Annotated in this window: 25 protein-coding genes and 1 tRNA gene; 25 read left to right on the top strand and 1 reads right to left on the bottom strand. The window is 54.1% G+C overall.

The genetic code is table 11. The features are described 5' to 3' along the window. The first annotated feature begins 43 nt into the window (after positions 1–43). From FYJ60_RS01595 to rplT, 16 genes are all read left to right on the top strand, one after another. On the top strand, positions 44–526 hold the full coding sequence (locus FYJ60_RS01595; protein ID WP_154456835.1) for a COG2426 family protein: 483 nt from the start codon (positions 44–46) through the stop codon (positions 524–526). Between the two features lie 194 nt (positions 527–720). Then, entirely contained in the window at positions 721–1,407 is a 687-nt protein-coding gene (locus FYJ60_RS01590) for a PspA/IM30 family protein (RefSeq protein WP_154456834.1), read from the top strand. Positions 1,408–1,428: 21 nt separating this feature from the next. Further along, the gene (locus tag FYJ60_RS01585; protein WP_154456833.1) at positions 1,429–2,463 is read left to right on the top strand and encodes an SPFH domain-containing protein; all 1,035 of its coding nucleotides are present in this window, start codon (positions 1,429–1,431) and stop codon (positions 2,461–2,463) included. A 28-nt stretch (positions 2,464–2,491) separates the two neighbouring features. Beyond that, a complete protein-coding gene (gene nrdR, locus FYJ60_RS01580; RefSeq protein WP_154456832.1) occupies positions 2,492–2,941 on the top strand; it encodes a transcriptional regulator NrdR in 450 nt (149 codons plus the stop codon). Between the two features lie 139 nt (positions 2,942–3,080). After that, on the top strand, positions 3,081–4,202 hold the full coding sequence (locus tag FYJ60_RS01575; RefSeq protein WP_154457065.1) for an ABC transporter substrate-binding protein: 1,122 nt from the start codon (positions 3,081–3,083) through the stop codon (positions 4,200–4,202). Between the two features lie 22 nt (positions 4,203–4,224). After that, a complete protein-coding gene (locus FYJ60_RS01570; protein ID WP_154456831.1) occupies positions 4,225–5,175 on the top strand; it encodes an ABC transporter permease in 951 nt (316 codons plus the stop codon). Continuing rightward, entirely contained in the window at positions 5,176–5,970 is a 795-nt protein-coding gene (locus tag FYJ60_RS01565) for an ABC transporter ATP-binding protein (RefSeq protein ID WP_154456830.1), read from the top strand. A gap of 314 nt (positions 5,971–6,284) precedes the next feature. After that, positions 6,285–7,499 carry an aminotransferase class I/II-fold pyridoxal phosphate-dependent enzyme gene (locus FYJ60_RS01560; protein ID WP_154456829.1) on the top strand — a complete coding sequence of 405 codons (1,215 nt, stop codon included), beginning with the start codon at positions 6,285–6,287 and terminating at the stop codon, positions 7,497–7,499. Between the two features lie 57 nt (positions 7,500–7,556). Then, complete coding sequence (locus FYJ60_RS01555) at positions 7,557–8,918, top strand: citrate/2-methylcitrate synthase (protein ID WP_154456828.1); 1,362 nt, start codon at positions 7,557–7,559, stop codon at positions 8,916–8,918. 13 nt (positions 8,919–8,931) lie between these two features. Further along, positions 8,932–9,432, top strand: a complete 501-nt coding sequence (locus tag FYJ60_RS01550; RefSeq protein WP_205838936.1) for a YqeG family HAD IIIA-type phosphatase — start codon at positions 8,932–8,934, stop codon at positions 9,430–9,432. A gap of 206 nt (positions 9,433–9,638) precedes the next feature. Further along, positions 9,639–10,202, top strand: coding sequence for an elongation factor P (gene efp / locus FYJ60_RS01545; protein WP_154456826.1), 564 nt, complete (start codon positions 9,639–9,641; stop codon positions 10,200–10,202). 191 nt (positions 10,203–10,393) lie between these two features. Continuing rightward, complete coding sequence (locus FYJ60_RS01540) at positions 10,394–11,251, top strand: DUF5688 family protein (RefSeq protein WP_154456825.1); 858 nt, start codon at positions 10,394–10,396, stop codon at positions 11,249–11,251. Positions 11,252–11,344: 93 nt separating this feature from the next. Continuing rightward, on the top strand, positions 11,345–12,049 hold the full coding sequence (locus FYJ60_RS01535; protein ID WP_154456824.1) for a 4'-phosphopantetheinyl transferase family protein: 705 nt from the start codon (positions 11,345–11,347) through the stop codon (positions 12,047–12,049). A 226-nt stretch (positions 12,050–12,275) separates the two neighbouring features. Then, positions 12,276–12,773 carry a translation initiation factor IF-3 gene (gene infC / locus FYJ60_RS01530; protein WP_154456823.1) on the top strand — a complete coding sequence of 166 codons (498 nt, stop codon included), beginning with the start codon at positions 12,276–12,278 and terminating at the stop codon, positions 12,771–12,773. A gap of 13 nt (positions 12,774–12,786) precedes the next feature. Continuing rightward, on the top strand, positions 12,787–12,984 hold the full coding sequence (gene rpmI / locus FYJ60_RS01525) for a 50S ribosomal protein L35 (RefSeq protein WP_154456822.1): 198 nt from the start codon (positions 12,787–12,789) through the stop codon (positions 12,982–12,984). A 23-nt stretch (positions 12,985–13,007) separates the two neighbouring features. Further along, positions 13,008–13,361, top strand: coding sequence for a 50S ribosomal protein L20 (rplT, locus tag FYJ60_RS01520; protein ID WP_154456821.1), 354 nt, complete (start codon positions 13,008–13,010; stop codon positions 13,359–13,361). Between the two features lie 588 nt (positions 13,362–13,949). Here rplT and aroC read toward each other — a convergent pair. Next, positions 13,950–15,053 (bottom strand): chorismate synthase, encoded by a 1,104-nt coding sequence (aroC, locus tag FYJ60_RS01515; protein ID WP_154456820.1) that lies wholly within the window; start codon positions 15,051–15,053, stop codon positions 13,950–13,952. A gap of 214 nt (positions 15,054–15,267) precedes the next feature. Between aroC and FYJ60_RS01510 the strand changes: the two genes are divergently transcribed. From FYJ60_RS01510 to FYJ60_RS01470, 9 genes are all read left to right on the top strand, one after another. Continuing rightward, positions 15,268–16,212: a rhomboid family protein gene (locus tag FYJ60_RS01510; RefSeq protein WP_154456819.1), complete on the top strand. Its 945-nt coding sequence runs from the start codon at positions 15,268–15,270 to the stop codon at positions 16,210–16,212. Positions 16,213–16,293: 81 nt separating this feature from the next. Then, positions 16,294–17,565: a diaminopimelate decarboxylase gene (locus FYJ60_RS01505; RefSeq protein ID WP_154456818.1), complete on the top strand. Its 1,272-nt coding sequence runs from the start codon at positions 16,294–16,296 to the stop codon at positions 17,563–17,565. A gap of 69 nt (positions 17,566–17,634) precedes the next feature. Further along, positions 17,635–17,718, top strand: a tRNA-Leu gene (locus FYJ60_RS01500). A gap of 186 nt (positions 17,719–17,904) precedes the next feature. Beyond that, positions 17,905–18,465, top strand: a complete 561-nt coding sequence (tadA, locus tag FYJ60_RS01495) for a tRNA adenosine(34) deaminase TadA (protein WP_154456817.1) — start codon at positions 17,905–17,907, stop codon at positions 18,463–18,465. Between the two features lie 152 nt (positions 18,466–18,617). After that, positions 18,618–18,884, top strand: a complete 267-nt coding sequence (gene rpsO / locus FYJ60_RS01490) for a 30S ribosomal protein S15 (protein ID WP_154456816.1) — start codon at positions 18,618–18,620, stop codon at positions 18,882–18,884. A 344-nt stretch (positions 18,885–19,228) separates the two neighbouring features. After that, complete coding sequence (locus FYJ60_RS01485; protein WP_235903281.1) at positions 19,229–21,376, top strand: polyribonucleotide nucleotidyltransferase; 2,148 nt, start codon at positions 19,229–19,231, stop codon at positions 21,374–21,376. A gap of 30 nt (positions 21,377–21,406) precedes the next feature. Further along, the gene (dut, locus tag FYJ60_RS01480) at positions 21,407–21,844 is read left to right on the top strand and encodes a dUTP diphosphatase (RefSeq protein ID WP_154456815.1); all 438 of its coding nucleotides are present in this window, start codon (positions 21,407–21,409) and stop codon (positions 21,842–21,844) included. Between the two features lie 22 nt (positions 21,845–21,866). Next, positions 21,867–22,238, top strand: a complete 372-nt coding sequence (locus FYJ60_RS01475; RefSeq protein WP_154456814.1) for a DUF1292 domain-containing protein — start codon at positions 21,867–21,869, stop codon at positions 22,236–22,238. A gap of 125 nt (positions 22,239–22,363) precedes the next feature. Next, on the top strand, positions 22,364–25,111 hold the full coding sequence (locus tag FYJ60_RS01470; protein ID WP_154456813.1) for a translation factor GTPase family protein: 2,748 nt from the start codon (positions 22,364–22,366) through the stop codon (positions 25,109–25,111). The last annotated feature ends 55 nt before the right edge of the window (positions 25,112–25,166 follow it).

Here is a 25,166-nt window from a genome sequence, read left to right as displayed (position 1 = left end):
CGCTTTCACGTTTCGGTTTTTCCCATGGGGGTATCAATCATTTATGTTTACAAAATATCTGATTACTTTTCTGGTATCTATGGTGCCGGTCGTAGAGCTCCGCGGCGCGATTCCGATCGGGGTTGGCCTGGGCCTGCCGCTGGTTCCCACCTATATTCTCTGCGTGATCGGAAACATGGTCCCGGTTCCCTTTATCTACCTGTTTGCCAGAAGAATTCTGGAGTGGGGGGCGGATAAAAAGGTGATCGGGAAACCGTTCCGCTGGATTCTGGAAAAAGGAAAACGCGGAGGGGAAAAGCTGCAGAAGGGAGCTGGGAACGGCCTGTTCGTGGCGCTGATGCTTTTTGTCGGGATTCCCCTTCCCGGGACCGGGGCATGGACCGGGACGCTGGCTGCCAGCCTCCTGGACATGAATTTCCGTAAAAGCGTGATTGCCGTCATGTGCGGCGTCTGCATCGCCGGCGTCATTATGGCACTGGCTTCCATGGGGCTCTTCGGGGCGATCGGGGCGGTCTTCCTGAAATAGAATACGGGGTGAGCTTTGTCCGGTTTTGCTTTTCAACAGAACCGGATTTGTATATAATGGTAATAACAGCTCCGGATCAGGAAAGCCCTGGAAGCTCCGGATTCGGAGAACCCCGCGTACCGGCGGGGGACGACGGATAAGAAGGACACAAAGCAGATGGTTCTTGTTGGCCTGATTGGATGGAGGACACCGATATGGGAATCCTGAAACGTTTTAAGGACATTATGTCCGCAAACATCAATGCTCTTCTGGACAAGGCGGAAGACCCGGAAAAAATGATTGACCAGTATCTCCGGGATATGGAAAGCGATCTGGGCAAGGTGAAGGCAGAGACGGCGGCCGTTATGGCCGACGCGGAAAAGGCGAAAAGGGATCTCGCGGAGTGCGACGCCCAGATCTCGAAGATGCAGGCTTACGCGGAGAAGGCTCTTCTTGCCGGAAACGAGGAGGACGCCAGGGCGTTCCTCGCGAAAAAGACTGAGCTGGCAAAAAGCCGGGAGACTCTTCAGAAAACGGCGGACGCCACGGCGGAAAACGCCGACAAGATGCGTCAGATGCACGACAAGCTGACCAAAGACATCGCCTCGCTGAACGAGCGGAAGGCGTCTGTCAAGGCGACGGTCGCGGCGGCAAAGGCGCAGCAGAAGATCAATGATCTGAACGAAAAGGTCGGAAGCATGAACCTCACAGACGGAAATGCCGCGTTTGACCGCATGGAGACAAAGGCGCAGCGGATGCTGGACGAGGCGAATGCCAGGGCAGAGCTGAACCGGTCCTCCGAGGACACCTCTGTGGAAAAGCTTGCGGAGAAGTACGATGACGGCACAGACCGGGACGTGGACGCGGAGCTGGAGGCACTGAAGAAGAAACTCGGTATGTAAAGCGCAGCGGGAGGAAAGGCAATGGGCTTAGGCAGTCAGTTCGCAAATGTGGTGGAGTGGTCGGATTTCGACGAGGAAATGCTTTTCTGGAAATGGCCGAACAGCGAGATCAAGAAGGGAAGCAGACTGATCATCCGCCCCGGTCAGGACGCGATTTTTATGTACAACGGAAAGACAGAGGGCATCTTCCGGGACGAGGGAAGCTTTGACATCGAGTCCCAGATCATTCCTTTTCTTTCCACGCTCAGAGGTTTCCGGTTCGGCTTTAACAGCGGTCTGCGCGCAGAGGTGCTGTTTGTCAACACAAAGGAAATCACCGGGAAATGGGGGACGAAAAACGCCATTCTGATCCCGGCGCAGGGACTGCCGGGGGGCATGCCGGTGCGGGCATTCGGAACCTTCACCTGTAAGGTTTCGGACGACCAGGTGCTGATTGAAAAAGTGGCCGGCGTCAAGTCCGTGTTCACGGTGGCAGATGTGAAGGAAAGAATTGTCTCCAAGCTGGATCAGCTTCTGATGAAGCATATTGTCCAGGAAGGAAGGGACATGTTCCACCTGCAGGCCTTCGCGGGCGAGATCGGCAGGGGGATTCAGACGGATCTGGATTACGAGCTGTGCAAAATCGGCATCGGCATCACAGACTTCTCCATCTCCAGCGTTTCCTATCCGGAAGAAATTCAGCGCATGGCGGAGAAGGCAGCTTCTCAGAGCATGGTCGGGGATATGAATAAATACCAGCAGATGGCAATGGCGGATGCATTAAGCTCCGGCAATTCCGCTGCCGGAAACACCGCCGGGGCGATGGCGGGAATCGGTATGGGAATGGCTATGGGTCAGCAGATGGCCAGCCAGTTCAGGCAGGCTTCCCAGAATATGCAGACGGAACCGTCGGCGGCAGAAGCCGGGCCGCAGTCCATCGGGTTTCAGCAGACTTCCGACACGCCGCCTGCCCCGGAGCAGGGTGCGGGCGGGAAAACCGTAAATTTCTGCCCGAACTGCGGAACCAGGGTAAACGGAGCAAAGTTCTGTCCGAACTGTGGAACCAGGCTTTGTTGAATTTTAATTGTCAGAGGTTGAAAGTATTATGAAATGTCCTTACTGCAGCAGTGAGAATACCCGCGTGGTAGACTCCAGACCGGTAGAAGAAAATAACTCAATCAGAAGAAGAAGGGTGTGTGACAACTGCGGCAAACGGTTTACCACCTATGAAAAAATAGAGATGATTCCGCTGATCGTCATCAAAAAGGATCAGAGCAGGGAGCAGTACAACCGGGACAAGATCTTTAACGGCGTGCTGCGTGCCTGCCACAAGAGGAAGGTCTCGATCCAGCAGATCAACGAGCTGGTCAACAAGGTCGAGATTGAAATCTTCAACCGGGAGGATAGGGAGATCCCCAGCACGGAAATCGGGGAGATCGTCATGAACCGCCTGAAGGATCTGGATCCGGTCGCCTATGTAAGATTTGCCTCCGTCTACCGGGAGTTTAAGGACGTCAATACATTTATGGATGAGCTGAAAAAGCTGCTGGAGTGATCCGGCGGCTTTTTTCCGTAAAACCGTGCCGTTGACGTGTTCCGGGAGGTATGATATAGTTGTCAGAGTACTTTAGCACACCAATGCGTTACGCATTCATGTGCTAAAGATCTTATCAGGGAGGGATCAATCTATGAAAATGAAAAAAACAGTATCGGTTTGTAGCGCTGCCCTTATGGCAGCAGCTATGCTTGCCGGATGTACCGGCGGCACTTCTTCCGCGGCATCGTCTGCGGCTTCCTCTGCGGATACGGCCTCCTCGGCCTCCTCGGCCTCTTCTGCGGCTTCCTCCGTTTCATCGTCTGCGGGTTCTTCCGCCTCTTCCGAGGGCGTCACAGCCTCTTCGGGATCCGCGAATTCCGACGCGACCTATCTTGTCGGCATCTGCCAGCTGGTTCAGCACCCGGCTCTGGACGCGGCAACCAAGGGCTTCGAGGACGAGCTGAAAGCGGAATTCGGGGACAAGGTGACATTTGACGAGCAGAACGCGGCGGGAGACGCCTCCACGGCAACACAGATCTGCCAGAACCTGGTTTCCGAGAACTGCGACCTGATTCTTGCCAACGCCACCGCTTCCCTGCAGTCCGCGGCGGCCGCGACCAGCACAATCCCGATTCTCGGAACGTCCATCACCGAATACGGCGTGGCGCTGGATATCAGTGACTTTGACGGAACGGTAGGAGGAAACATCTCCGGTACTTCCGACCTGGCTCCGCTGGACCAGCAGGCGGATATGGTTACCGAGCTGTTCCCGGACGCGAAAAACGTCGGCATCGTATACTGCTCCGCAGAGCCGAACTCCAAATACCAGGCAGATAAGGTTCAGGAGTATCTGGAGCAGGCCGGACTGACGGTTAACACCTACACATTCTCCGATTCCAACGATGTTGCGTCTGTGGTCGGAGAGGCTTGCAGCAATAACGATGTCCTCTATATTCCGACGGACAACACGGCTGCTTCCTGCACAGAAGCCATCAACAACGTGGCTCAGCCGGCAGGGGTTCCGATCGTCTGCGGCGAGGAGGGGATCATGGCAGGCTGCGGCGTCGCCACACTTTCCATTGACTACTATGAGCTTGGCAAAACCACCGGCGATATGGCCATTAAGATTCTGAAGGGAGAGTCCGATATCTCCACCATGCCGATCGAGTATTATCAGAATCCGGTCAAGGAATACAACCCGACCATCTGCGAAGCTCTTGGCATTACCGTTCCGGACGGCTACACGGCTTACACTCCGGAAGAGGATTCTGAATCATAACGGACAGGGGGATGACTGAACTATGGCGGCATACTTTGCGTCACTGAATCCGCTGGACCTGCTGGGCAGGTTTCCGGCGGGAATCGCACAGGGTCTGATCTGGGGCATGATGGCTCTGGGTGTCTACATTACATTCCGGCTTCTGGACATTGCCGATCTTTCCGTGGACGGAACTTTTTCCACCGGCGGGGCGGTTACAGTTATGCTGATCCTGGCCGGCTGGAATCCATGGGCCGCGCTGGCCATGGCCTTTCTTGCGGGAATGCTCGCCGGGGCGGTCACGGGAATGCTTCACACGCTTCTGGGCATCCCGGCAATCCTTGCGGGAATTCTGACACAGTACGCGCTGTATTCCGTGAACCTTCTGATCATGGCGATGAAGGCCAACCAGGCGGTCAGTGTTGACAAGTATGTCCTGATTCTGTCCGGAAGAACGGTTCCGCTTGCCATCTGGGTGGGCGGGATCATGGCGGCTGTCCTGATCATCATCCTCTATATCTTTTTCGGGACCGAGGTCGGATCGGCGATCCGTGCTACCGGCTGCAACGAACAGATGGCGAAGGCGCAGGGAATTAACATCAGCCTGATGAAGGTTGTCGGCCTGGCGCTTTCCAACGCCATTGTCGCAATGGCGGGAGGCCTTGCCGCGCAGTATTCGGGATTTGCCGATGTCAACAGCGGAAGAGGCTCCATCGTCATCGGACTGGCCGCCGTCATCATCGGCGAGGTGCTTGGCGAAGCCATTATGGGAAAACGGCTGAATTTCCTGGGACGCCTGATTTTTGTCGTCATCGGCGGAATCATCTATTATCTGGTTTACACGCTGGTGCTGTGGCTGAAGATCGATTCCAATCTGATGAAGATGTTCACCGCGATTATCGTTGCAATCTTCCTTGCAGTACCGTATCTGAAGGGACAGCGGAAGAGCTCCTTCTCCCGTGCGGCAAGAAACGCGAGAGGGGAGGGAAAGTAAATGCTGGAAATTAAAAATATCAGTAAAACCTTTAATCCCGGCACCATCAATGAAAAACGGGCTCTTACCAATGTCAGCCTGACGCTGAATGACGGGGATTTTGTCACGGTCATCGGGGGCAACGGAGCCGGAAAATCCACGCTGCTGAACGCGATTGCGGGTGTATGGCCGGTGGACAGCGGGTCGATTGCCATAGACGGGCAGGACGTGACGGGACTGCCGGATTACCGGAGGGCGAAGCTGATCGGGCGGGTCTTCCAGGATCCGATGACCGGGACGGCAGCCACCATGCAGATCGACGAAAACCTGGCGCTGGCAAAGCGCAGGGGACGAAAAAGAGGACTCCGGTGGGGCGTGACCCAGGCGGAGCGCGGGGAATACAGGGAGCGGCTGAAACTTCTGAACCTCGGGCTGGAGGACAGGATGACATCCAAGGTCGGCCTTCTTTCCGGCGGACAGCGGCAGGCTCTGACACTGCTCATGGCAACCCTCCAGAAGCCGAAGCTTCTGCTTCTGGACGAGCATACGGCCGCGCTGGATCCCAAGACCGCGGAAAAGGTTCTCAACGCTACAGAGCGCATCATCGACGAGGAGCATCTGACGGCGCTGATGATCACCCACAATATGAGGGACGCCATCGCGCACGGAAACCGTCTGATCATGATGCATGAGGGACACATTATTTTTGATGTATCCGGAGAAGATAAGAAAAACCTGAAGGTTTCCCAGCTGCTGGAAAAATTTGAGGAGGCAGCCGGAGAGGAGTTTTCCAACGACCGGATGATGCTCGGCTGAGCAGAGCGGTCCGGCCGCCAGAATCCCGGACGGGAATGCAGTTTCTGCATCTCCCGGCCGGGATTCGTGTCTTACAGATTATTCCGCCGACGGGCAGGATTCCAAAATCCTGTGTCCATTTGCATTCCCGTGGGGAAGGAGCAACCATGCATGCCCCTGTACGGGTGCGCCATAAAGTTATCACCCTACCGGCAGGCAAACTCTCCGCGGGGGGGCAAGACTTTTGACTCCGTAATCATTGTATTGTAAATTGTGCATAAAAATGATATGATAAATCAATCGTTATCAACAAAAACAGCCAAGGAGGCCTGGTTATGCGAACTTTTAAGAAATCCTCTAAACTGGACAATGTTTTGTATGATGTGCGGGGTCCGGTGGTTACAGAAGCCGCCAGGATGGAAGAGGAAGGACGCAAAATATTAAAGCTGAACATCGGAAATCCGGCTCCTTTCGGTTTTTCAGCGCCGGATGAGGTCATTGCGGATCTGATTCAGAATGCGGCAGACTGCGAGGGGTACTCGGATTCCCGTGGACTGTTCTCCGCCAGAAAAGCCATCATGCAGTATTATCAGCTGAAGAAGCTCCCGAATCTGCACATTCAGAACATCTACACGGGCAACGGTGTCAGCGAGCTGATCAATCTGGCCATGCAGGCGCTGCTGGACGACGGGGATGAAATCCTGATTCCGGCGCCGGACTATCCGCTCTGGACAGCCTGCGCGACGCTTTCCGGCGGACATGTGGTTCATTATATCTGCGATGAGCAGGCGGACTGGAATCCGGACATCGAAGACATCAAGTCGAAGATTACCGACAAAACGAAGGCGATTGTCGTTATCAACCCGAACAACCCGACCGGGGCGGTGTATGAAAAGGATGTGCTGGAGCAGATTGTGCAGGTGGCCAGGGAACACGAGCTGATGATCTTCTGCGATGAGATATACGACCGCCTGATTATGGACGGGTATCAGCATACCTCCATTGCCTCTCTGGCTCCGGATCTGTTCTGCGTGACCTTCTCCGGTCTCTCCAAATCGCATATGATTGCCGGGTTCCGGATCGGCTGGATGGTTCTGTCCGGCGACCTGTCCAAAGGAAAAGATTATATGGAAGGTCTGAACATGCTTTCCAACATGCGGCTGTGTTCCAATGTTCCGGCACAGTCCATTGTCCAGACGGCGCTGGGCGGCTACCAGAGCGTCAATGAATACATTGTCCCGGGCGGAAGAATTTACGAGCAGAGAGAGTTTATCTACAATGCCCTGAAGGATATTCCGGGAATCAGCGTTGTCAAGCCGAAGGCTGCATTTTATATCTTCCCGAAGCTGGACACCGAAAAATTCCATATTACGGACGACATGCAGTTCGCCTACGACTTCCTTCATCAGAAGCAGGTGCTTGTTGTGCAGGGAACCGGGTTTAACTGGATTGCGCCGGACCATTTCAGAATTGTGTATCTGCCTCACCGCAGAACACTGTCACAGGCAATGCAGAAGCTTTCTGATTTCCTGGAGACCTATCATCAGTAAGGGAACCGCTGTCAGAGGCTGCTGAAACAGAACAGGGAAAGAGAGGAAAAGAATCCGATGAGTTTTCAGATGAAAACAACACCCCAGATAGAAATGCTTACCAGCGAGTGTGTGAGCCATTCCACCCTGGATACTTCACTGTACAAAAAATATGATGTGAAGCGCGGCCTGCGCGATCTCAACGGGACCGGCGTTCTTGCCGGCCTGACACAGATTTCCAATATCGTGGCATTTAAGGATGTGGACGGGGTAAAAACTCCCTGCAACGGGGAGCTTTACTACCGCGGCATCAACATCAAAAAGCTGACCGCGGGATTCCTGGAGGAAGACCGGTTCGGATTTGAGGAAACCGCTTACCTGCTTCTGTTCGGAAGACTCCCGAACGAGGCAGAGCTGAAGGAATTCACAAAGCTGCTGGCGAACCAGCGGGCACTTCCCAAAAATTTTGTCCGCGACGTGATAATGAAGGCTCCCAGCAAAAACATGATGAACACGCTGTCCCGCAGCGTGCTGACCCTGTATTACTACGACAGTAATCCGGATGACATCAGCCTGTCCAATGTTCTGCGGCAGTGCCTGAATCTGATCGCGGATTTCCCCATGCTCTCTGTTTACGGCTATCAGGCCTACAATCATTACATCAAGGGAAAAAGCCTGTATATTCACAACCCGTCCCGATCCCTCTCCACAGCGGAAAATATTCTCCGGATGCTCCGCCCGGATAAGAAGTTTACTCACTTTGAGGCCAAGGTGCTGGATCTGGCGCTGGTGCTCCATATGGAACACGGCGGCGGAAATAACTCCACATTTACCACCCATGTGGTGACTTCTTCCGGAACCGATACCTATTCCACCATTGCCGCGGCTCTGGGCTCCCTGAAGGGACCGAAGCACGGCGGCGCCAACATCAAGGTGGTGGAAATGATCGCAGATCTGAAAAAAAACGTGAAAGACACGACCGACCCGGGACAGGTAGAGGAATATCTGCGCATGCTTCTCCACAAGGAGGCGTTTGACCGGAAGGGGCTGATCTACGGCATGGGACACGCGGTGTACTCCATCTCCGATCCGAGGGCGGAAATCTTCAAGCGGTTTGTGGAGGAACTGGCGGAAGAGAAGGGACGGGAGAAAGACTTCCGTCTGTACAGCATGATTGAGGAGCTGGCAAAGAAGGTCATCGCGGAGGAGAGACACATCTACAAGGGCGTCAGCGCGAACGTAGATTTTTACAGCGGCTTTGTTTACAGCATGCTGGATCTCCCGACGGAGCTGTACACACCGATTTTCGCGTGCGCCCGCATTGTCGGCTGGAGCGCCCACCGCATGGAGGAGCTGATCAACACCGACAAGATTATCCGTCCTGCCTACAAGAACGTGCTTCCGGAGCAGGACTATGTACCGCTCAGAGAAAGAGAGTAATCGCTTGGGACATTTGTTATCTGCTTTTTATCCGGATGAACGGGCGGAATCCGTCTATGAAATTGATTTTGAAGCCTGGTACCGGAAAGGGTTCCGCGGGCTGGAATTCGATGTGGACAATACGCTGGTGCCCCACGGGGCGCCGGCGGACGCCAGGTCGGTCGAGCTGTTCCGGAAGCTGCGCGGCATCGGCTTCCGTACCTGCCTGATCTCCAACAACCGGAGAACCAGGGTAGAGCCGTTTGCGGAGGCGCTGGGGACAGAATTCATCTCCATGGCAAACAAGCCCTTTACCGGAGGCTACCGGAGAGGCTGCGCGGTTCTGGGTACGGATGAGCGGCACACGCTGTTTATCGGCGACCAGCTGTTTACCGATGTGTGGGGAGCCAGAAAGGCCGGAATCTATACCATTCTGGTCAATCCGATCAACCCGAAGGAGGAAATCCAGATTGTCCTGAAGCGGAAGCTGGAGAAGAAAGTGCTGGACCGCTATGAACGGGACAGGCGCGGCTGACCGCAGATTCCGTGTTGACAGAGGTAGGGAAATACGGTATCATCTTAACGTTTAAGAGTGAGCTTCAGGCGCATTTCTGCCGCCGCTGAAGCATAACGGGATGGATCTGCATGCGGGCATGCGTCCGTCTTTGTTTTGCGGCCGGATTTCTGCAGGAAGCGCGGTTTACACTAATATATACATGGTTTTTAAGGAGGAACATCACGATGGCAGATGTAGCAGCTGGCGATTTTAAGAACGGCATTACCCTGGAGATTGAAGGCAAGGTTTGTCAGGTTATGGAGTTTCAGCACGTAAAGCCGGGTAAGGGCGCGGCTTTTGTCAGAACAAAGCTGAAGGATGTCATCAATGGCGGTGTTGTGGAAAAAACCTTCCGCCCGACCGAGAAATTCCCGGCGGCCAGAATTGACCGTGTGGAGATGCAGTATCTGTACAACGACGGAGATCTCTATTACTTCATGAACACAGAGACCTTTGACCAGATCGCTGTCAATAAGGAAACCGTCGGCGACTCCTTGAAGTTTGTCAAAGAGAATGAGATGGTAAAGATCTGCTCCTACAACGGCAATGTATTCGCGGTAGAGGCTCCTCTGTTTGTCGAGCTGGTTATTACAGAGACAGAGCCCGGATTTGCCGGGAATACCGCGCAGGGGGCATCCAAGCCGGCTACCGTTGAGACCGGCGCGCAGATCAGCGTTCCTCTTTTTGTCAATGAGGGCGACAAGGTTCAGATTGACACCCGTACCGGTGAGTATCTGAAGCGCGTGTAATCCCGCATACCGATTAGAACAGCTCCCGACAGGGCTTCCGCTGGACATCCGGCGGTTAACATGGTATTCTGAAACTGCCTTTTTCAAGGCAGTTTCTTTTTTCCGGAAATTCTTCCGATGCGGAGAACCGGACATTTCTTTTTTCATTTCTAATCTGCCGCGTTCCGCGGTCCTGTCGAAAGGAGTTTGCTATGATGCAGTACAGGGAATTTGAGGATATGCTTGTCAAAGAGCTGCAGAAACAGTCGGAAGGGTTGTTTTCCGTTTCTGTCGGCGAGGTCAGTAAAAACAACGGGCTGAAAAAACGTGCCATTATCCTGAAGGGAGAAAACGGTTCCGTCAGTCCCACGGCCTATCCGGAGGATTATTACCGGAGAGCCCGGTATTCGATGAGCATCCCGGAAATCGCCGATGAAATCATTGACAGCTGTATTCAGTGTGTACACGCGAAGGACGCGCTTCCGGAAGATTTTTTCCTCCGCTATGAGACGGTAGCCCCGCATGTTTACTGTCAGCTTGTCAGCAGGAAAAAGAACGAAGAACGGCTGGCCGGGATCCCTTTTGAGCCGTGGCAGGATCTTGCGATCAGCTATTATTACCAGCCGGACGGAAGACTGTCGGATTATCACATCCAGATCTGCCTTTCGCATCTGGAAAAATGGGGAATCGGGCAGGAACAGCTGAAAAAAGACGCCTGGCAGAACACTCTGGAAAAAAAGCGGGCCACTCTGCGCAGACTCTGCGACATTTTGAAGGAAAGTCCGGAATATGCCCGTGACGGCGACCTTCCGGATTCCAATCTTCTGGTACTGACCAACAGCGACGGGGTGGCAGGCGCTGTCGCCATTGCCTACCCGAACCAGGTCGAAATAATCCGTGCGGGGCTGGACAGCGGATTTTATATGATACCCTGCAGCATTCACGAATGCCTGATCCTGCCGGACGACGGGACATACCGGGAGGAAGAACTGAACGGCATGGTGCAGGAGGTAAACAGGACACAGCTCCAGCCGGACGATGTGCTTTCCGACCATGTCTATAAATTCTGAGTTCTGTGCGGGCGGGAAAGGGAGTCAGCCATTTCTTCAAGGAAATCCGCATATTCGCTGGGTTCTGCACGGACGGGAGAGGAAGAGAGACAGTTGCATCAGATCAGCATTTATTCTTTCCGGATGGATGGAAAAAAGTCAAAGGACGATGTCTTTCGTCAGGCGGTCGAAAGATACTGCCGGAAGAACGGATTCGGCAGTCCGGAGGATTCCGCCTGGGAGGTGCTGAAAACGGAAAAAGGGAAACCGTTTTTTGTGAATCAGCCGGACAGATATCTTTCTGTCACAGACAGCGGACGAACCCGGATGATTGCCCTTGGCGGCTGCCCGGTGGGGATTGACCTGCAGTTGCCGGAGACCCGTGGAGGAGGGGGACGGACAAGAGAGGAACAGTGCCGTTTCCTGGCCGGCCGATGGTTTCACCCGGAGGAGAGCCGCTGGATCGCAGGGGCGGAGGAATTTAAGGAGGATAACACGCCGTATACGCGGAGAATTCCGCGGCCGGACAGCGCAGAGAGTTTCGGAAAAGATGGTTCTTCCGGCGTCGCCGACAGGTTTTTCCAGGTCTGGACGGGCAAGGAGGCGTATGTCAAATATACCGGAGCGGGGATAGATGAGAATTTTTCCCGTTTCTCTGTGCTGGATCCCGCCCTTCCGGCAGTCCTCTCCTGGTTTATTGTGCGGGCGGAGGACAGGCAGGGAAGGGAAAAAGACGCCCTGCTCTGCGTCTGTACAGAAGAAGAGGCGGAAATCTGGCTGGAACCCGCCGAATCATGCAAATCAGAAAAAGGGCATTGACAAATATAGGAAACCCGTGTTATGGTAGCAGATGTTGAAAAGAAAGAAGAGTATCTGCTCTCACCTTAGCACGGCGCGTGACTCGGGTTAATATGTTCAGACCGGGACAGGCAAATCCTGTTCTGTGCTGTCGTATGAGAGTGGATAGTCTGTCTATCCACTTTTTCTTTTGCAGGGGATCATCAGTTCAGAGATTATTCGGGAGGTATTAAAGATTAGCGAGTTAATGATTAACGAGCAGATCCGTGACCGCGAGGTCCGTCTGGTCGGAGAAAATGGGGATCAGCTGGGAATCATGTCAGCGAGAGAGGCCTATATGAAGGCGCAGGAAGCCGGCCTCGACCTTGTTAAGATCGCCCCGATGGCCAAACCGCCGGTGTGCAAGATTGTGGACTACGGCAAGTTCAGATATGAACAGGCCCGCCGTGAAAAAGAGGCGCGTAAGAAGCAGCATACCGTGGATATTAAGGAAGTTCGGATGTCGCCCAACATTGACACCAATGACCTGAATACCAAGGTGGGCGCAGCCAGAAAGTTTCTGACCAAGGGCGACAAGGTAAAGGTAACTTTACGGTTCCGCGGAAGAGAGATGGCGCATATGAATGCCAGCCGTCATATTCTGGATGATTTCGCAGAAAAGCTTTCTGACATCGCGTCGGTGGAAAAGCCTGCCAAGGTGGAGGGAAGAACAATGTCTATGGTTCTGGCAGAGAAGCGTAAGTAAGGAGGAATGAATTATGCCTAAGATGAAAACAAAAAGAGCAGCGGCTAAGCGTTTTAAGGTTTCTGGTACAGGTAAGCTGATCAGACATAAAGCATATAAGAGCCACATCTTAACCAAGAAAACGACAAAGCGTAAGAGAAATCTGAGAAAGGCAGCTGTGCTGGATCAGACAAATGTACGCAGCATGAAGAGAATACTTCCGTACGATTAACTGGTTAAGGAGGAAAAGGAACTATGGCAAGAGTTAAAGGCGGTTTGAACGCAAAAAAGAAACATAACAGAGTATTGAAGCTGGCAAAGGGCTACAGAGGCGCAAGAAGCAAACAGTATCGTATCGCGAAGCAGTCCGTAATGCGCGCAATGGCTTCTTCCTATGCGGGAAGAAAACAGAGAAAACGCCAGTTCCGTCAGCTCTGGATCGCACGTATCAACGCTGCGGCCAGAATGAACGGCCTGTCCTACAGCAAGTTTATGTACGGCCTGAAGAAGTCCGGCATCGATCTGAACCGCAAGGTTCTGGCAGATATGGCTGTTGCGGACAAGGAAGCTTTCGCAAAGCTGGCTGAGACCGCAAAGGCAGCGCTGTAAAAAAAGAAAATCAGGTTATCCGTCCATACGGATAGTAAAAACCGGCAGAGACACCGCCGATCTTCGGATTGGGAGTGCTTCTGCCGGTTTTTTGCGATGCTCCTGACAGAGCATATTTCAGCAGTCTGCCAAAATGTTTGCTGTGGATGACAAATTTTCAACGAAAACTTGTCCGAAAAATTGCGAATTAAGACAACAAGGAGTACAACAGCAATGAAAAATAATCGTTTGTTCACATCGAACATAGGACTATAGCAAAAAATCATAAGGACAAAAGAAAGGTGAAAACGAGAGCACCCGGTTTCATAACCACATCGGAGCCTTTCGCAGAAAGGCTGTCTTGAAAGAACTTACACTGAATTTCACTCTGTGTTATATTATAAATACGAATTGCGGTGGTCGTCTTCGGACAACACCTTGAGGAAGCCTGATGCGTCGGGCTTATTTTCTTCGATAAAAGCGTGGACAGCAGTCCTGTGATTCGCTCTGCCTGGTTCGGTGTTTTTTGTTCCTCCGGAATGAGCGGGGAGGTTTCACATCATTATAGCCGTGCCTACAAATACATAAAGGCGTGTGGAGCTGGTTTCTTCAGCGTTTCCAAACGGCCTTTACATTGTCCAGACGGGCGGACATTCCGCAGAGAAGGGCATCCGCCAGCGTGAGGGCAGTCATGGCTTCGACAACAACAGCGGCCCGCGGGACGATGACGGGATCGTGTCTTCCGTGAATAGACAGATCCACCGCTTCTCCGGTTCTGCTGACAGTTTTCTGGACGCGGGAGATAGAAGGGGTCGGCTTGACGGATGCCCGGATCCGTATGGTACTTCCGTCTGAGATTCCGCCCAGAATGCCTCCGGCATGGTTGGATGCCTTGCGGACGGCGGCGGAATCACGACCGCCGGGAAGGAAAGGATCGTTATTTTCTGCCCCGGTGGCTTCCGCCACGGCGATCCCGTCCCCGATTTCCACGGCCTTAACGGCGCCGATCGACATAATTGCCTTTGCCAGGCAGGCGTCCAGCTTGTCAAAGACCGGCTCACCGGCTCCGGCAGGCATTCCCGTAACCAGGCACTCCACGGTTCCGCCGGAGGAGTTCTGCTCCTTCATGCATTGTTCCAGCCAGAGGGAGGCTTTTTCCGCCGCCTCGGCGTCCGGCATGTACAGCCTGTTTTTCATGATCTGTGATTCATCGAAGGAAGAAATCTTTACCGGCCCGATGGATCTGGTATAGGCGGTCAGACGGATGCCCAGTTCCTCCAGCAGAAGGACGGCGATGGCTCCGGCCGCGACTCTTCCGGTGGTCTCCCTGCCGGAAGAGCGTCCGCCGCCTCTGTAGTCGCGGAATCCGTACTTGGCGTCGAAGCCAAAGTCCGCGTGTCCGGGGCGGTAGACATCCGCCAGATTGCCGTAATCGGCGGAATGCTGGTCGTTATTCCGGATCAGCAGGGAGATCGGTGTTCCGGTGGTTTTTCCCTCGAAAACACCGGAAAGAATTTCCACCCTGTCCGCCTCGGAGCGCTGTGTGGTGTAGCGGCTCTGTCCGGGCTTCCGGCGGTCCAGAAACGGCTGAATCCGCTTTTCTGAGAGTGAAAGGCCGGCCGGACAGCCGTCCACAACAGCTCCGACAGCTTTCCCGTGGGATTCTCCCCATGTCGTGACGCGAAAAATAGTTCCGATGGATGATCCTGCCATTTGTGTGTCCTTTCCTGATTCTGCTCTGTTTTTTGTATCCTACCACAGCGGAAAGGGTAATTGCAATGCGGCAGAGGAAACCGTTTCACGCAGATATCCGGAGGTGCAGGGGAATTTTGACAGAATTGACAAAGATGTTCAGGTTTCCTATAATCGGTTAAGCTGCAGGCGCAGCAGTCAGAGTATCTGCATACGGATCAAAGGAGTTGCGTACATGAACTTTCTTCACAAAATGGAGCGAAAATTCGGGAAATATGCCATCCGGCATCTGACCATTTATATTATTATCACCTATGTGACCGGATATCTTCTTGCCATCATGCAGCGGGCCACCGGTGCCAATTACATCGGGTATCTGTCTCTGAATCCGGACGCTATCCTGCACGGACAGGTCTGGCGGCTTGTCACCTGGTGGCTGATGCCTCCGGGGTCTCTGGATATTTTTACGATCATCATGCTGATTTTCTATTACCAGATCGGAACCGCCCTGGAACGTGTCTGGGGAGATTATTTCTATAATCTGTATATTTTCTTCGGCCTTCTGATGACGGTCGTCGGAGCCTTTATTATCAATGCCATCTACGGCTCGTCGCTCTTTTATTACGCGGACAGCCAGGGCATCGCGCTGATTTCCACCTACTATGTCAGCCTGTCCATTTTCCTCGGATTCGCGCTTACTTTTCCGAATCAGCAGGTGCTGTTTATGTTTCTGATCCCCATCAAGATGAAATATCTTGCCTGGGTCGATGTGGCGTTTCTGGTTTACTCCGTGTTCCAGAGTTCTCTGAAGCTGTTTACGCTGATCATGATTCTCTGTTCCCTGGCAGGAACGATTGTTCTTCTGGTTCTGAAGCAGAAGAGCCCGGCGGAGAGGAGAAGACAGAGGGAGTTCCACAGACAGATGAACGGCTACGGCACCCGGAATACGGCGGGCGGGAATGCCTGGGACAGTCGGAGAAATACCCAGGATTACAGCGGCCAGGGGCAAAAGGTAGACCGCACAACCTTCGGGGGAAAGAAAATCGCGGTTCACCGCTGTGCGGTCTGCGGAAGGACGGAGCTGGACGACCCGAACCTGGAATTCCGGTTCTGCTCCAAGTGCAACGGAAATTACGAATATTGTCAGGATCATTTGTATAATCACGTTCATGTAAAATAAATGTCATGCCCGCGGGCTGACAAATAGGAAGAGGAAGGAATGGCCGCTTCCCGTACAGCAGGACAGAAGAAAGGACAGAAAATGAAAAAACCATTTACAACTAAGGAAAAGCTGGAGGAAATCGCACGGGAAATTCCGACGCCGTTCCATATTTATGACGAAAAGGGAATCCGGGAAAATGCGCAGGCGGTTAAGGAGGCGTTTTCGTGGAATAAGGGCTTCCGGGAGTATTTCGCGGTCAAGGCCACACCGAATCCCTACCTGATTAACATTCTGAAGGAATATGACTGCGGCTGTGACTGCTCTTCCATGACCGAGCTGATGCTCTCCGGGGCAATGGGATTTGACGGGGATCACATCATGTTTTCGTCCAATGACACCCCTCTGGAGGAATACCGGGAGGCGGACAAACTGGGAGCGATCATCAATCTGGATGATTTTACGGGAATTGAAGACCTGGAGGAGTCCCTGGGCTATATCCCGAAGCGCATCTGCTGCCGCTATAATCCGGGCGGACTCTTCGCGCTCTCCAACGGAATCATGGACAATCCGGGAGATTCCAAATATGGCATGACGACAGACCAGCTCTTTTCCGCATTCCGGATCTTAAAGGAAAAAGGAGTGGAGGAATTCGGCATTCATGCTTTCCTCGCAAGCAATACGGTCACAAATGAATATTACCCGAAGCTTTCAGAGGTTTTATTTAAGCTGGCAGTCCAGCTTCAGAATGTGACCGGCGCGAAAATCACATTCATCAATCTTTCGGGGGGCGTAGGCATTCCTTACAAGCCGTGGGAGGAGCCGAACGACATCCGCGTCATCGGGGAAGGTGTACGGAAGGTGTATGAAAAGGTTCTGGTGCCGGCAGGAATGGGAGATGTGGCGCTGTACACCGAGATGGGACGCTTTATGATGGGACCCTACGGGGCGCTTGTCACCCGTGCGATCCATGAAAAGCACATCTATAAGGAATATATCGGCGTAGATGCCTGCGCGGTGAACCTGATGCGTCCGGCCATGTACGGTGCGTATCACCACATCACTGTCATGGGGAAAGAGGATGCTCCCTGCGATCACAAATATGATGTGGTCGGTTCGCTCTGCGAGAACAATGATAAGTTTGCCATTGACCGCATGCTTCCGGAAATCGAGAAGGGGGATCTCCTGTTTATTCATGATACAGGGGCGCACGGCTTCTCCATGGGCTATAACTACAACGGAAAGCTCTGGTCCGCCGAGGTTCTTCTGAAGGAGGACGGAAGCTTTCAGATGATCCGCCGCCCGGAGACACCGAAGGATTATTTCGCCACGCTGGATTTTTCGCCGGAATACCGGAAAATGTTCGGGGAATAAAATGCGGTACGCTTGCATTTGGTTCCTGTATATGTTAAGATTTTCTTTGCGTTTACCGCAGCAATGCCTGCCGGCGTGTCGGAACTGGTAGACGAGGCAGACTCAAAATCTGTTGGCAGCAATGCCGTGTGGGTTCGATTCCCACCGCCGGCACATAAACGATATACCGGAAATCCTTACGAGGGCTTCCGGTATTTTTTTGAATCAGATGTTTTATGGTAATTATATTGATCATTCCGATACCGCAGTAAAAAAGAAAAATAGCGTATGAAGCATAAAGCCCATAAAGGAACCATGGAGTGTAAATGACGAATGATAGAAGGCGGAGCAGATAAGGGCATGACCGAGCAAGAAAAGATCCGGAAAAAAAGAGAGAAATATATGCGGGAGGCCATCCGGCAGGCACGGAAGGCGGAAGCGCTTATGGAGGTGCCGATCGGCTGCGTGATCGTCCGGGACGACCAGATTATCGCCAGGGGGTACAACAGGCGGAATACAGATAAAAACACCCTGTCCCACGCGGAGCTGAACGCGATCCGGAAGGCGGCCCGAAAGCTGGGAGACTGGAGGCTGGAGGGCTGCACCATGTATGTGACGCTGGAACCCTGTCAGATGTGCGCCGGCGCGCTTGTGCAGTCAAGGATCGACGAGGTGGTTATCGGGTGCATGAATCCGAAAGCCGGGTGCGCGGGGTCCGTGATGAATCTCCTTCAGGTGGAACGGTTTAATCATCAGGTGAGGATTGTCCGCGGTGTGCTCGAAGAGGAGTGCAGCAGTATGCTGAGCAGCTTTTTCCGGAAACTCCGGGATCAGAAAAAACAGGAAAAAACAGCCGACGATTGCGGGACGGCGGAAGAACTGCCGGCAGAACCGGCGGCAGGACCGGCGAAAACACGCTGAAAATTATATTGCAATGCATTTCCCGCTATGCTATAGTTGTCGGGTATGAATCTGCCCCGTTCAAGGGGCTCTGTAAACAGCCCGGATTCAGATCACGGAATCTCCAACCGGTTCTTAATTCGCGGCGGTCATCAATCACATGGAGGAATCACATGATTACAGCAGAAAAGAAACAGGAAATTATCAAGGAATTTGCCAGAACAGAGGGAGACACCGGTTCCCCGGAGGTTCAGGTAGCCATTCTGACAGAGAGAATTTCAGAGCTTACCGAGCATCTGAAAAAGAACCACAAGGATCATCATTCCAGACGTGGTCTTCTGAAGATGGTAGGTAAAAGGCGCGGCCTTCTTGATTATCTGAAGAGCAAGGATATTGAGAGATATCGTGCGCTGATTGAGAAGCTGGGACTTCGTAAATAATCAGGAGAATGTCAGGGCGGGTAGAGGTTCTATCCGCCCTGTGTTCGTGCATAAGCAGGAACAGCCGCAGGGCAGATGTACGTTCTGCGGCAGACAGCCGGGAACAGACAAAAAAGCTTGTGCATGGCCGGAAGGCGGGAATTCCTTCTGTGTTCCGGCATACCGCTGCTTCTGCGGCGGAAGAGCTGCGGAATTACCGGACTGTGCGCGTTCCGCGGGCTGCTGCTTTGTCCCGCCCTTTGGGACAGGGGCTTTTCAGCGCAGTCAGGCCCTCCGGGTAACGTCTGCCCGGCGGGGTGAATGGTAAGACGAGAAGAGGAAGAAAAAGAGGAAAAATCAGAAAGATGGACGAAACAAAAACTTTTTCGACGAAACTGGAAAATCCGTATAAGACCTACACCATGGATCTGGCGGGGAGACCGCTGAAGGTGGAGATCGGCCGCGTGGCAAAGCAGGCAAACGGGGCAGCCTTCATGCATTACGGCGATACAACGCTGCTCTGCACGGCAACGGCATCCAAGCAGCCCAGAGAGGGCGTGGATTTCTTTCCGCTCTCGGTAGAATACGAGGAGAAAATGTACGCGGTGGGAAAAATCCCCGGTGGCTTCAACAAGCGCGAGGGCAAGGCTTCCGAACACGCGGTTCTTACCTCCCGTGTCATCGACCGTCCCATGCGCCCGCTTTTCCCGAAGGATTACCGGAACGACGTGACACTGAACAACATGGTTATGTCTGTGGATCCGGACTGCAATCCGGAGGTTGTTGCCATGCTGGGTTCTTCCATTGCGACAACGATTTCCGATATTCCGTTTGACGGCCCCTGCGCGGCTACGCAGATCGGAATGATTGACGGAAAGCTGATTGTCAATCCGACGCTGGAGCAGAACTCCGTTTCCGACCTTCAGCTGACGGTTGCGTCCACCAGGGATAAAGTCATCATGATCGAGGCCGGAGCCAACGAGGTTCCGGAGGCGAAGATGATCGAGGCCATTTATCTGGCGGATGAGACGAACAAGAAAATCATTGCGTTTATAGACACCATTGTGGCAGAGTGCGGGAAGCCGAAGCACGACTATGTAAGCTGCGCGATCCCGGAGGAGCTTTTTGCTGCCATCCGCGAGGAGATTCCGCAGGAGGAGATGGAGCAGGCGGTCTTTACCGACGACCGTTCCGTCAGGGAGGCGAATATCGCCGCCTATACGGAGAAGCTGAGAGAGAAATTTGCGGATCAGGAGGATTGGCTGGCAGTTCTGGATGACGCGATGTATCAGTACCAGAAAAAGACCATCCGGAAGATGATCCTGAAAGACCACAAGCGTCCCGACGGCCGTGCCATCCGGCAGATTCGTCCGCTGGCCGCGGAGGTTGACACCATTCCCCGTGTTCACGGCTCTGCGATGTTTACCAGAGGACAGACACAGATCTGCAACGTGGTTACCCTGGCGCCGCTTTCCGAGGCTCAGAAGGTGGACGGGCTGGATCCGTATAAGACCGAGAAGAGATACATGCATCAGTACAATTTCCCCAGCTACTCGGTAGGAGAGACAAAACCGTCCAGAGGGCCGGGTCGCCGCGAGATCGGACATGGCGCGCTGGCGGAGCGTGCGCTTCTTCCGGTGCTCCCGGACAAGGAGACATTCCCCTACGCGATCCGCTCGGTTTCCGAGACATTCGAGTCCAACGGTTCCACCTCCCAGGCCTCTGTCTGCGCTTCCTGCATGGCACTCATGGCCGCAGGCGTGCCGATCCGGAAGATGGTGGCGGGAATTTCCTGCGGTCTGGTGACCGGAGACACGGATGATGACTACATCGTCTTGACCGATATCCAAGGTCTGGAGGATTTCTTCGGCGACATGGACTTCAAGGTTGCCGGAACCCATGACGGGATCACGGCTATCCAGATGGATATTAAAATCCACGGACTGACCAGAAAGATTGTCGAGGAGGCTATCTCACGCTGCAAGGATGCCAGAGAGTATATCCTGACAGAAGTGATGGAGCCGACCATTTCCGAGCCGCGTCCGACCGTCAACGAATATGCGCCGAAGATTGTCCAGATTACCATTGATCCGGATAAGATCGGCGATGTCGTCGGCAAGCAGGGCAAGGTCATCAATGAGATTATCGCCCGCACCGGGGTCAAGATTGACATTGAGGATGACGGATCAGTATCTGTCTGCGGAACCGACCCGAAGGCCATGGACCAGGCTCTGAATTATATTAAGACGATTGTGACCGATTTCGAGGAAGGACAGATTCTTACGGGCAAAGTTGTCAGCATCAAGGAATTCGGCGCGTTTGTGGAGTTTGCTCCAGGCAAAGAGGGAATGGTGCACATCTCCAAGATCGCGAAGGAGAGGATCAACCGTGTGGAGGACGTCCTGACGCTTGGCGATGTGGTGACGGTGATCTGCCTTGGCAAAGACCGCATGGGACGCATGAGCTTCAGCATCAAGGACTGCCCGAAAAACGCAAAGCCCTGCAACGCCTGAGACCCTGTCCGGCAGCAGAAGAAAAAACAGATGGAAATTAAGGTTAAAAAATTAAGCATTACGGCGAAGCTGCCCACAAGGGGCAGCGCGTACGCCGCGGGATATGACCTGTACGCGGATATCGCGGAACCTGCGGAAATTCCGCCCCACCGGACGGTAATGATTTCCACGGGGCTTTCCATGGAAATACCGGAAGGGTATTTCGGCGCGATCTTTGCGCGAAGCGGACTGGCGGCCAGGGAATCCCTTCGTCCGGCCAACTGTGTGGGGGTTGTGGACGCGGATTACCGGGGCCCTTTTATGATCGCTGTGCACAATGACGGGGAAACCGCCCGGACGGTCATGCCCCAGGAAAGAATCGCCCAAATGGTAGTGATCCCGTTTCTCCCGGTGGAATTCTGCGAGGCGGAGGAATTGAGCGATACGGCCCGCGGCGAAGGCGGATTCGGAAGTACAGGGAAACAATAACAGATGACGGGAGGATTGTCGTATGAGTGAGGATTTACGTAACAGCGGTGCGTGCAGCGGAGACTGTGCCGGCTGCGGCGGCGACTGCACCTCTTTTGATTCGGAGAAGCAGACGATTACGCTGACGCTGGATGATGATTCGCAGCTGGAGTGCCGGGTCATCAATATTTTTCAGGCCAAGGAGCAGAAATACATTGTGCTTCTTCCGCTGGACAGCACGGACGGAGAAGGATATCTGTTCCGTTTCTTCCAGGAGGAGGGAGGAAATCCGCGGCTGGAGAACATTGATGACGAGGATGAGTATTCTTTTGCGGCGGATGTGTTTGAAAATCTGATGAGCCAGGCAGGCTTTCTGGAGCCGGAAGACCAGGAGGATGAGTCTGCACAGGAATAATACCCCGCAATACAATAGCCCTGAGCCTCTGGTATCAGGGAAATCTGCAGGAAAAGGCCCACAGACAGACCGCGGTTTTCGCGGTCTGCCTGTGGGCTGTCTGTTTCAAAGGGAAAGGGACTGTTATGGGAAACATACAGAGCGGAAATATCTGTCTGGGACTGCTGGCACATGTAGACGCCGGCAAGACGACGCTGTCCGAGAGCCTGCTGTATCTGTCCGGGGCGATACGGAAAAAGGGGCGTGTGGATCATGGGGATACCTTCCTGGATACGGATTCTCTGGAAAAAGAGCGCGGCATTACGATCTTTTCCAAACAGGCGGAGTTTCAGGCGGGAGGCCTTACCTTTACCTTGATGGACACGCCGGGTCACCGGGATTTTTCGCCGGAGATGGAACGGACCCTTCAGATTTTGGATGAGGCGGTTCTGGTGATCAGCGCCGCGGACGGGGTGACCGGACAGGTAAGAAATCTCTGGAAGCTGCTGAAGCATTATCGGATTCCTGTTTTTATTTTTGTTAATAAAATGGATCAGCCGGGAACCGACCGGAAAGAAATTTTCCGAAGGCTGCAGTCTGCGCTGGGACCGACGCTGGTAGATGTCACAGACGGACTGGAAGAGGAGACGGTACAGGAAAATGCCGCCGTCTGTGACGACGCGCTGATGGAGCGGTTTCTGGAGGGGGTCCCGGTCACAGACCGGGATGTACGGGAGCTGACGGCGCAGAGAAAGCTGGTTCCGGTCTGGTTCGGTTCCGCGCTGAAGATGGACGGGGTGGACCGTCTGCTGTCGGGCCTGGAGAGGTTTACACAGAAAAAGGAATATCCCGATGAATTCGGGGCAAGGGTGTTCAAAATTAACCGGGACGAAAACAGGGAGAGGCTGACCTGGCTCAAGATCACCGGGGGAACCCTGCGGGTGAAGGAGACGGTCAGCCGCGGCGGACAGGAAGAGGAAGGGAAAAAGGTCAACCAGATCCGTATCTATTCCGGTACTGCTTTCCGCCCTGTGCAGGAAGTCCGGGCGGGGCAGGTATGCGCGGTGACCGGGCTTGCGGACAGCCGGATCGGGGAAGGCTGGGGGTCGGAACCGGAAGGCGGCGGTGAACTTCTGCAGCCGGTTTTCTCCAGTGAAGTGATTCTCCCGCCGGAAGAGGACCGCATGTCCGCGCTTCAGAAGCTGAGAATCCTGGAGGAAGAGGAGCCGATGCTCCATGTCCGCGCGGAGGAGCAGACAGGCCGGATTTTTGTCCAGGTAATGGGCGGGGTCCAGGTGGAAATCCTGAAAAAGCTGCTGCTCCGCAGATTCGGTCTTCGGGCGGAGTTCGGGCCCGGCCAGGTGGTGTACAGAGAAACAATCGCGGCTCCGGCAGAGGGAATCGGGCACTACGAGCCTCTCCGCCATTACGCGGAGGTGCATCTTCTTCTGGAACCGGGCGCTCCGGGAAGCGGCATGCAGGTTACCTCCGCCTGCTCCACGGACGTGCTGGCAGGAAACTGGCAGAGGCTTGTTCTGGCCGCGCTGGAGGAAAGAACACCGGTCGGCGTGCTCACGGGAGCTCCTCTGACGGATATGCGGATCACACTGATCGGAGGCCGCGCGCACGAGAAGCACACCGAGGGCGGGGATTTCCGTCAGGCAGCCTTCAGGGCCGTCCGCCAGGGGCTGATGCAGACAAAGAGCATCCTTCTGGAACCGGTGTACCAGTTTCGCGCCGAGCTTCCGGCGGAAAACGCCGGGCGGCTGATGAATGATATGCGGAACCGGCATGGGAGCGCGGAGATGACGGAGACGGAAACGGTTTCCGGCAGCGGCACGCAGGTGACCGTGACAGGCAGTGTCCCGGCGTCTTCCTATGGATCCTACCAGCAGGAATTGATCGCCTATACCCATGGGAACGGAAGCATCACCGTCACGCCGGACGGATATCAGCCCTGTTACAACGCGCAGGATGTCATTCTGGAAAAAAATTACGATCCGGACGCCGATACGGAAAATCCCTCCGGCTCTGTTTTCTGCAGCCACGGGGCCGGTACCTTTGTGCCGTGGAACGAGGTTCCGCAGTACGCCCATGTGCAGACAGGCTGGGGCGGGAACCGCACCGGCGGGGAGGAAGACGGCAGGGAAGGATACGCGGGAGATTCCTTTGAGGCGCGGCAGGAGATTGTGAACCGCAGCAGGAAAACCTGGCAGGAGAGGGAAAAAGAGCATTCCGCCGGGGAAGAGGAGCTGAAGGCCATTTTCGAGAGAACCTACGGCCTCGTCAAAACCCGCGGGGAGCAGGAGGAACGGCCGCCGCAGGAATCCCGCTATGCTGACGCGTACACCGCGTACTGGAAAGGAAGCAGCGGACAGATGGGGAAGCGGCCCGGGGGAAAAGCCTATTTTCTTGTGGACGGCTATAATATCATCTTTTCCTGGGACGATCTTCGGGAGCTGGCCTCTGTCAATATGGACGCCGCCAGGGACAAGCTGATCGAGCTGATGCAGGATTACCAGGGATATCTGGGGGAAACACTGATTCTTGTGTTTGACGCCTACCGGGTAAAGGGCGGCAGGGGAGAAGTGCAGAAAAACAACAACATTTATGTGGTATACACGAAAGAGGCGGAGACCGCGGACGCCTATATCGAAAAGACGGTGCATGAACTGGGACGCCGCCACCGGGTGACGGTTGCCTCCTCGGACGGGCTGGAACAGGTCATCATCCTGGGAGAAGGGGCGGTAAGGATGTCCGCGCGGGAACTCCGGTCAGAGATCGAGCACAGGAAGAAAACGGTCGGGAACGGGTGGAAGGACGAGCAGGCGGGAAGAAAAAACTATCTGCTGGATCATGCCGATGCAGAGACGGCAGAGATGCTGAAAAAATAGCCGTCTGCTTGCAAAGCTTTTGCTGTTCCCGTATAATGGGAACAGATTCAGACAT

It is taken from the genome of Bilifractor porci (genome assembly GCF_009696005.1).
Taxonomy (GTDB): domain Bacteria; phylum Bacillota; class Clostridia; order Lachnospirales; family Lachnospiraceae; genus Bilifractor; species Bilifractor porci.
This window is presented reverse-complemented; position numbering and strand designations above follow the sequence as displayed.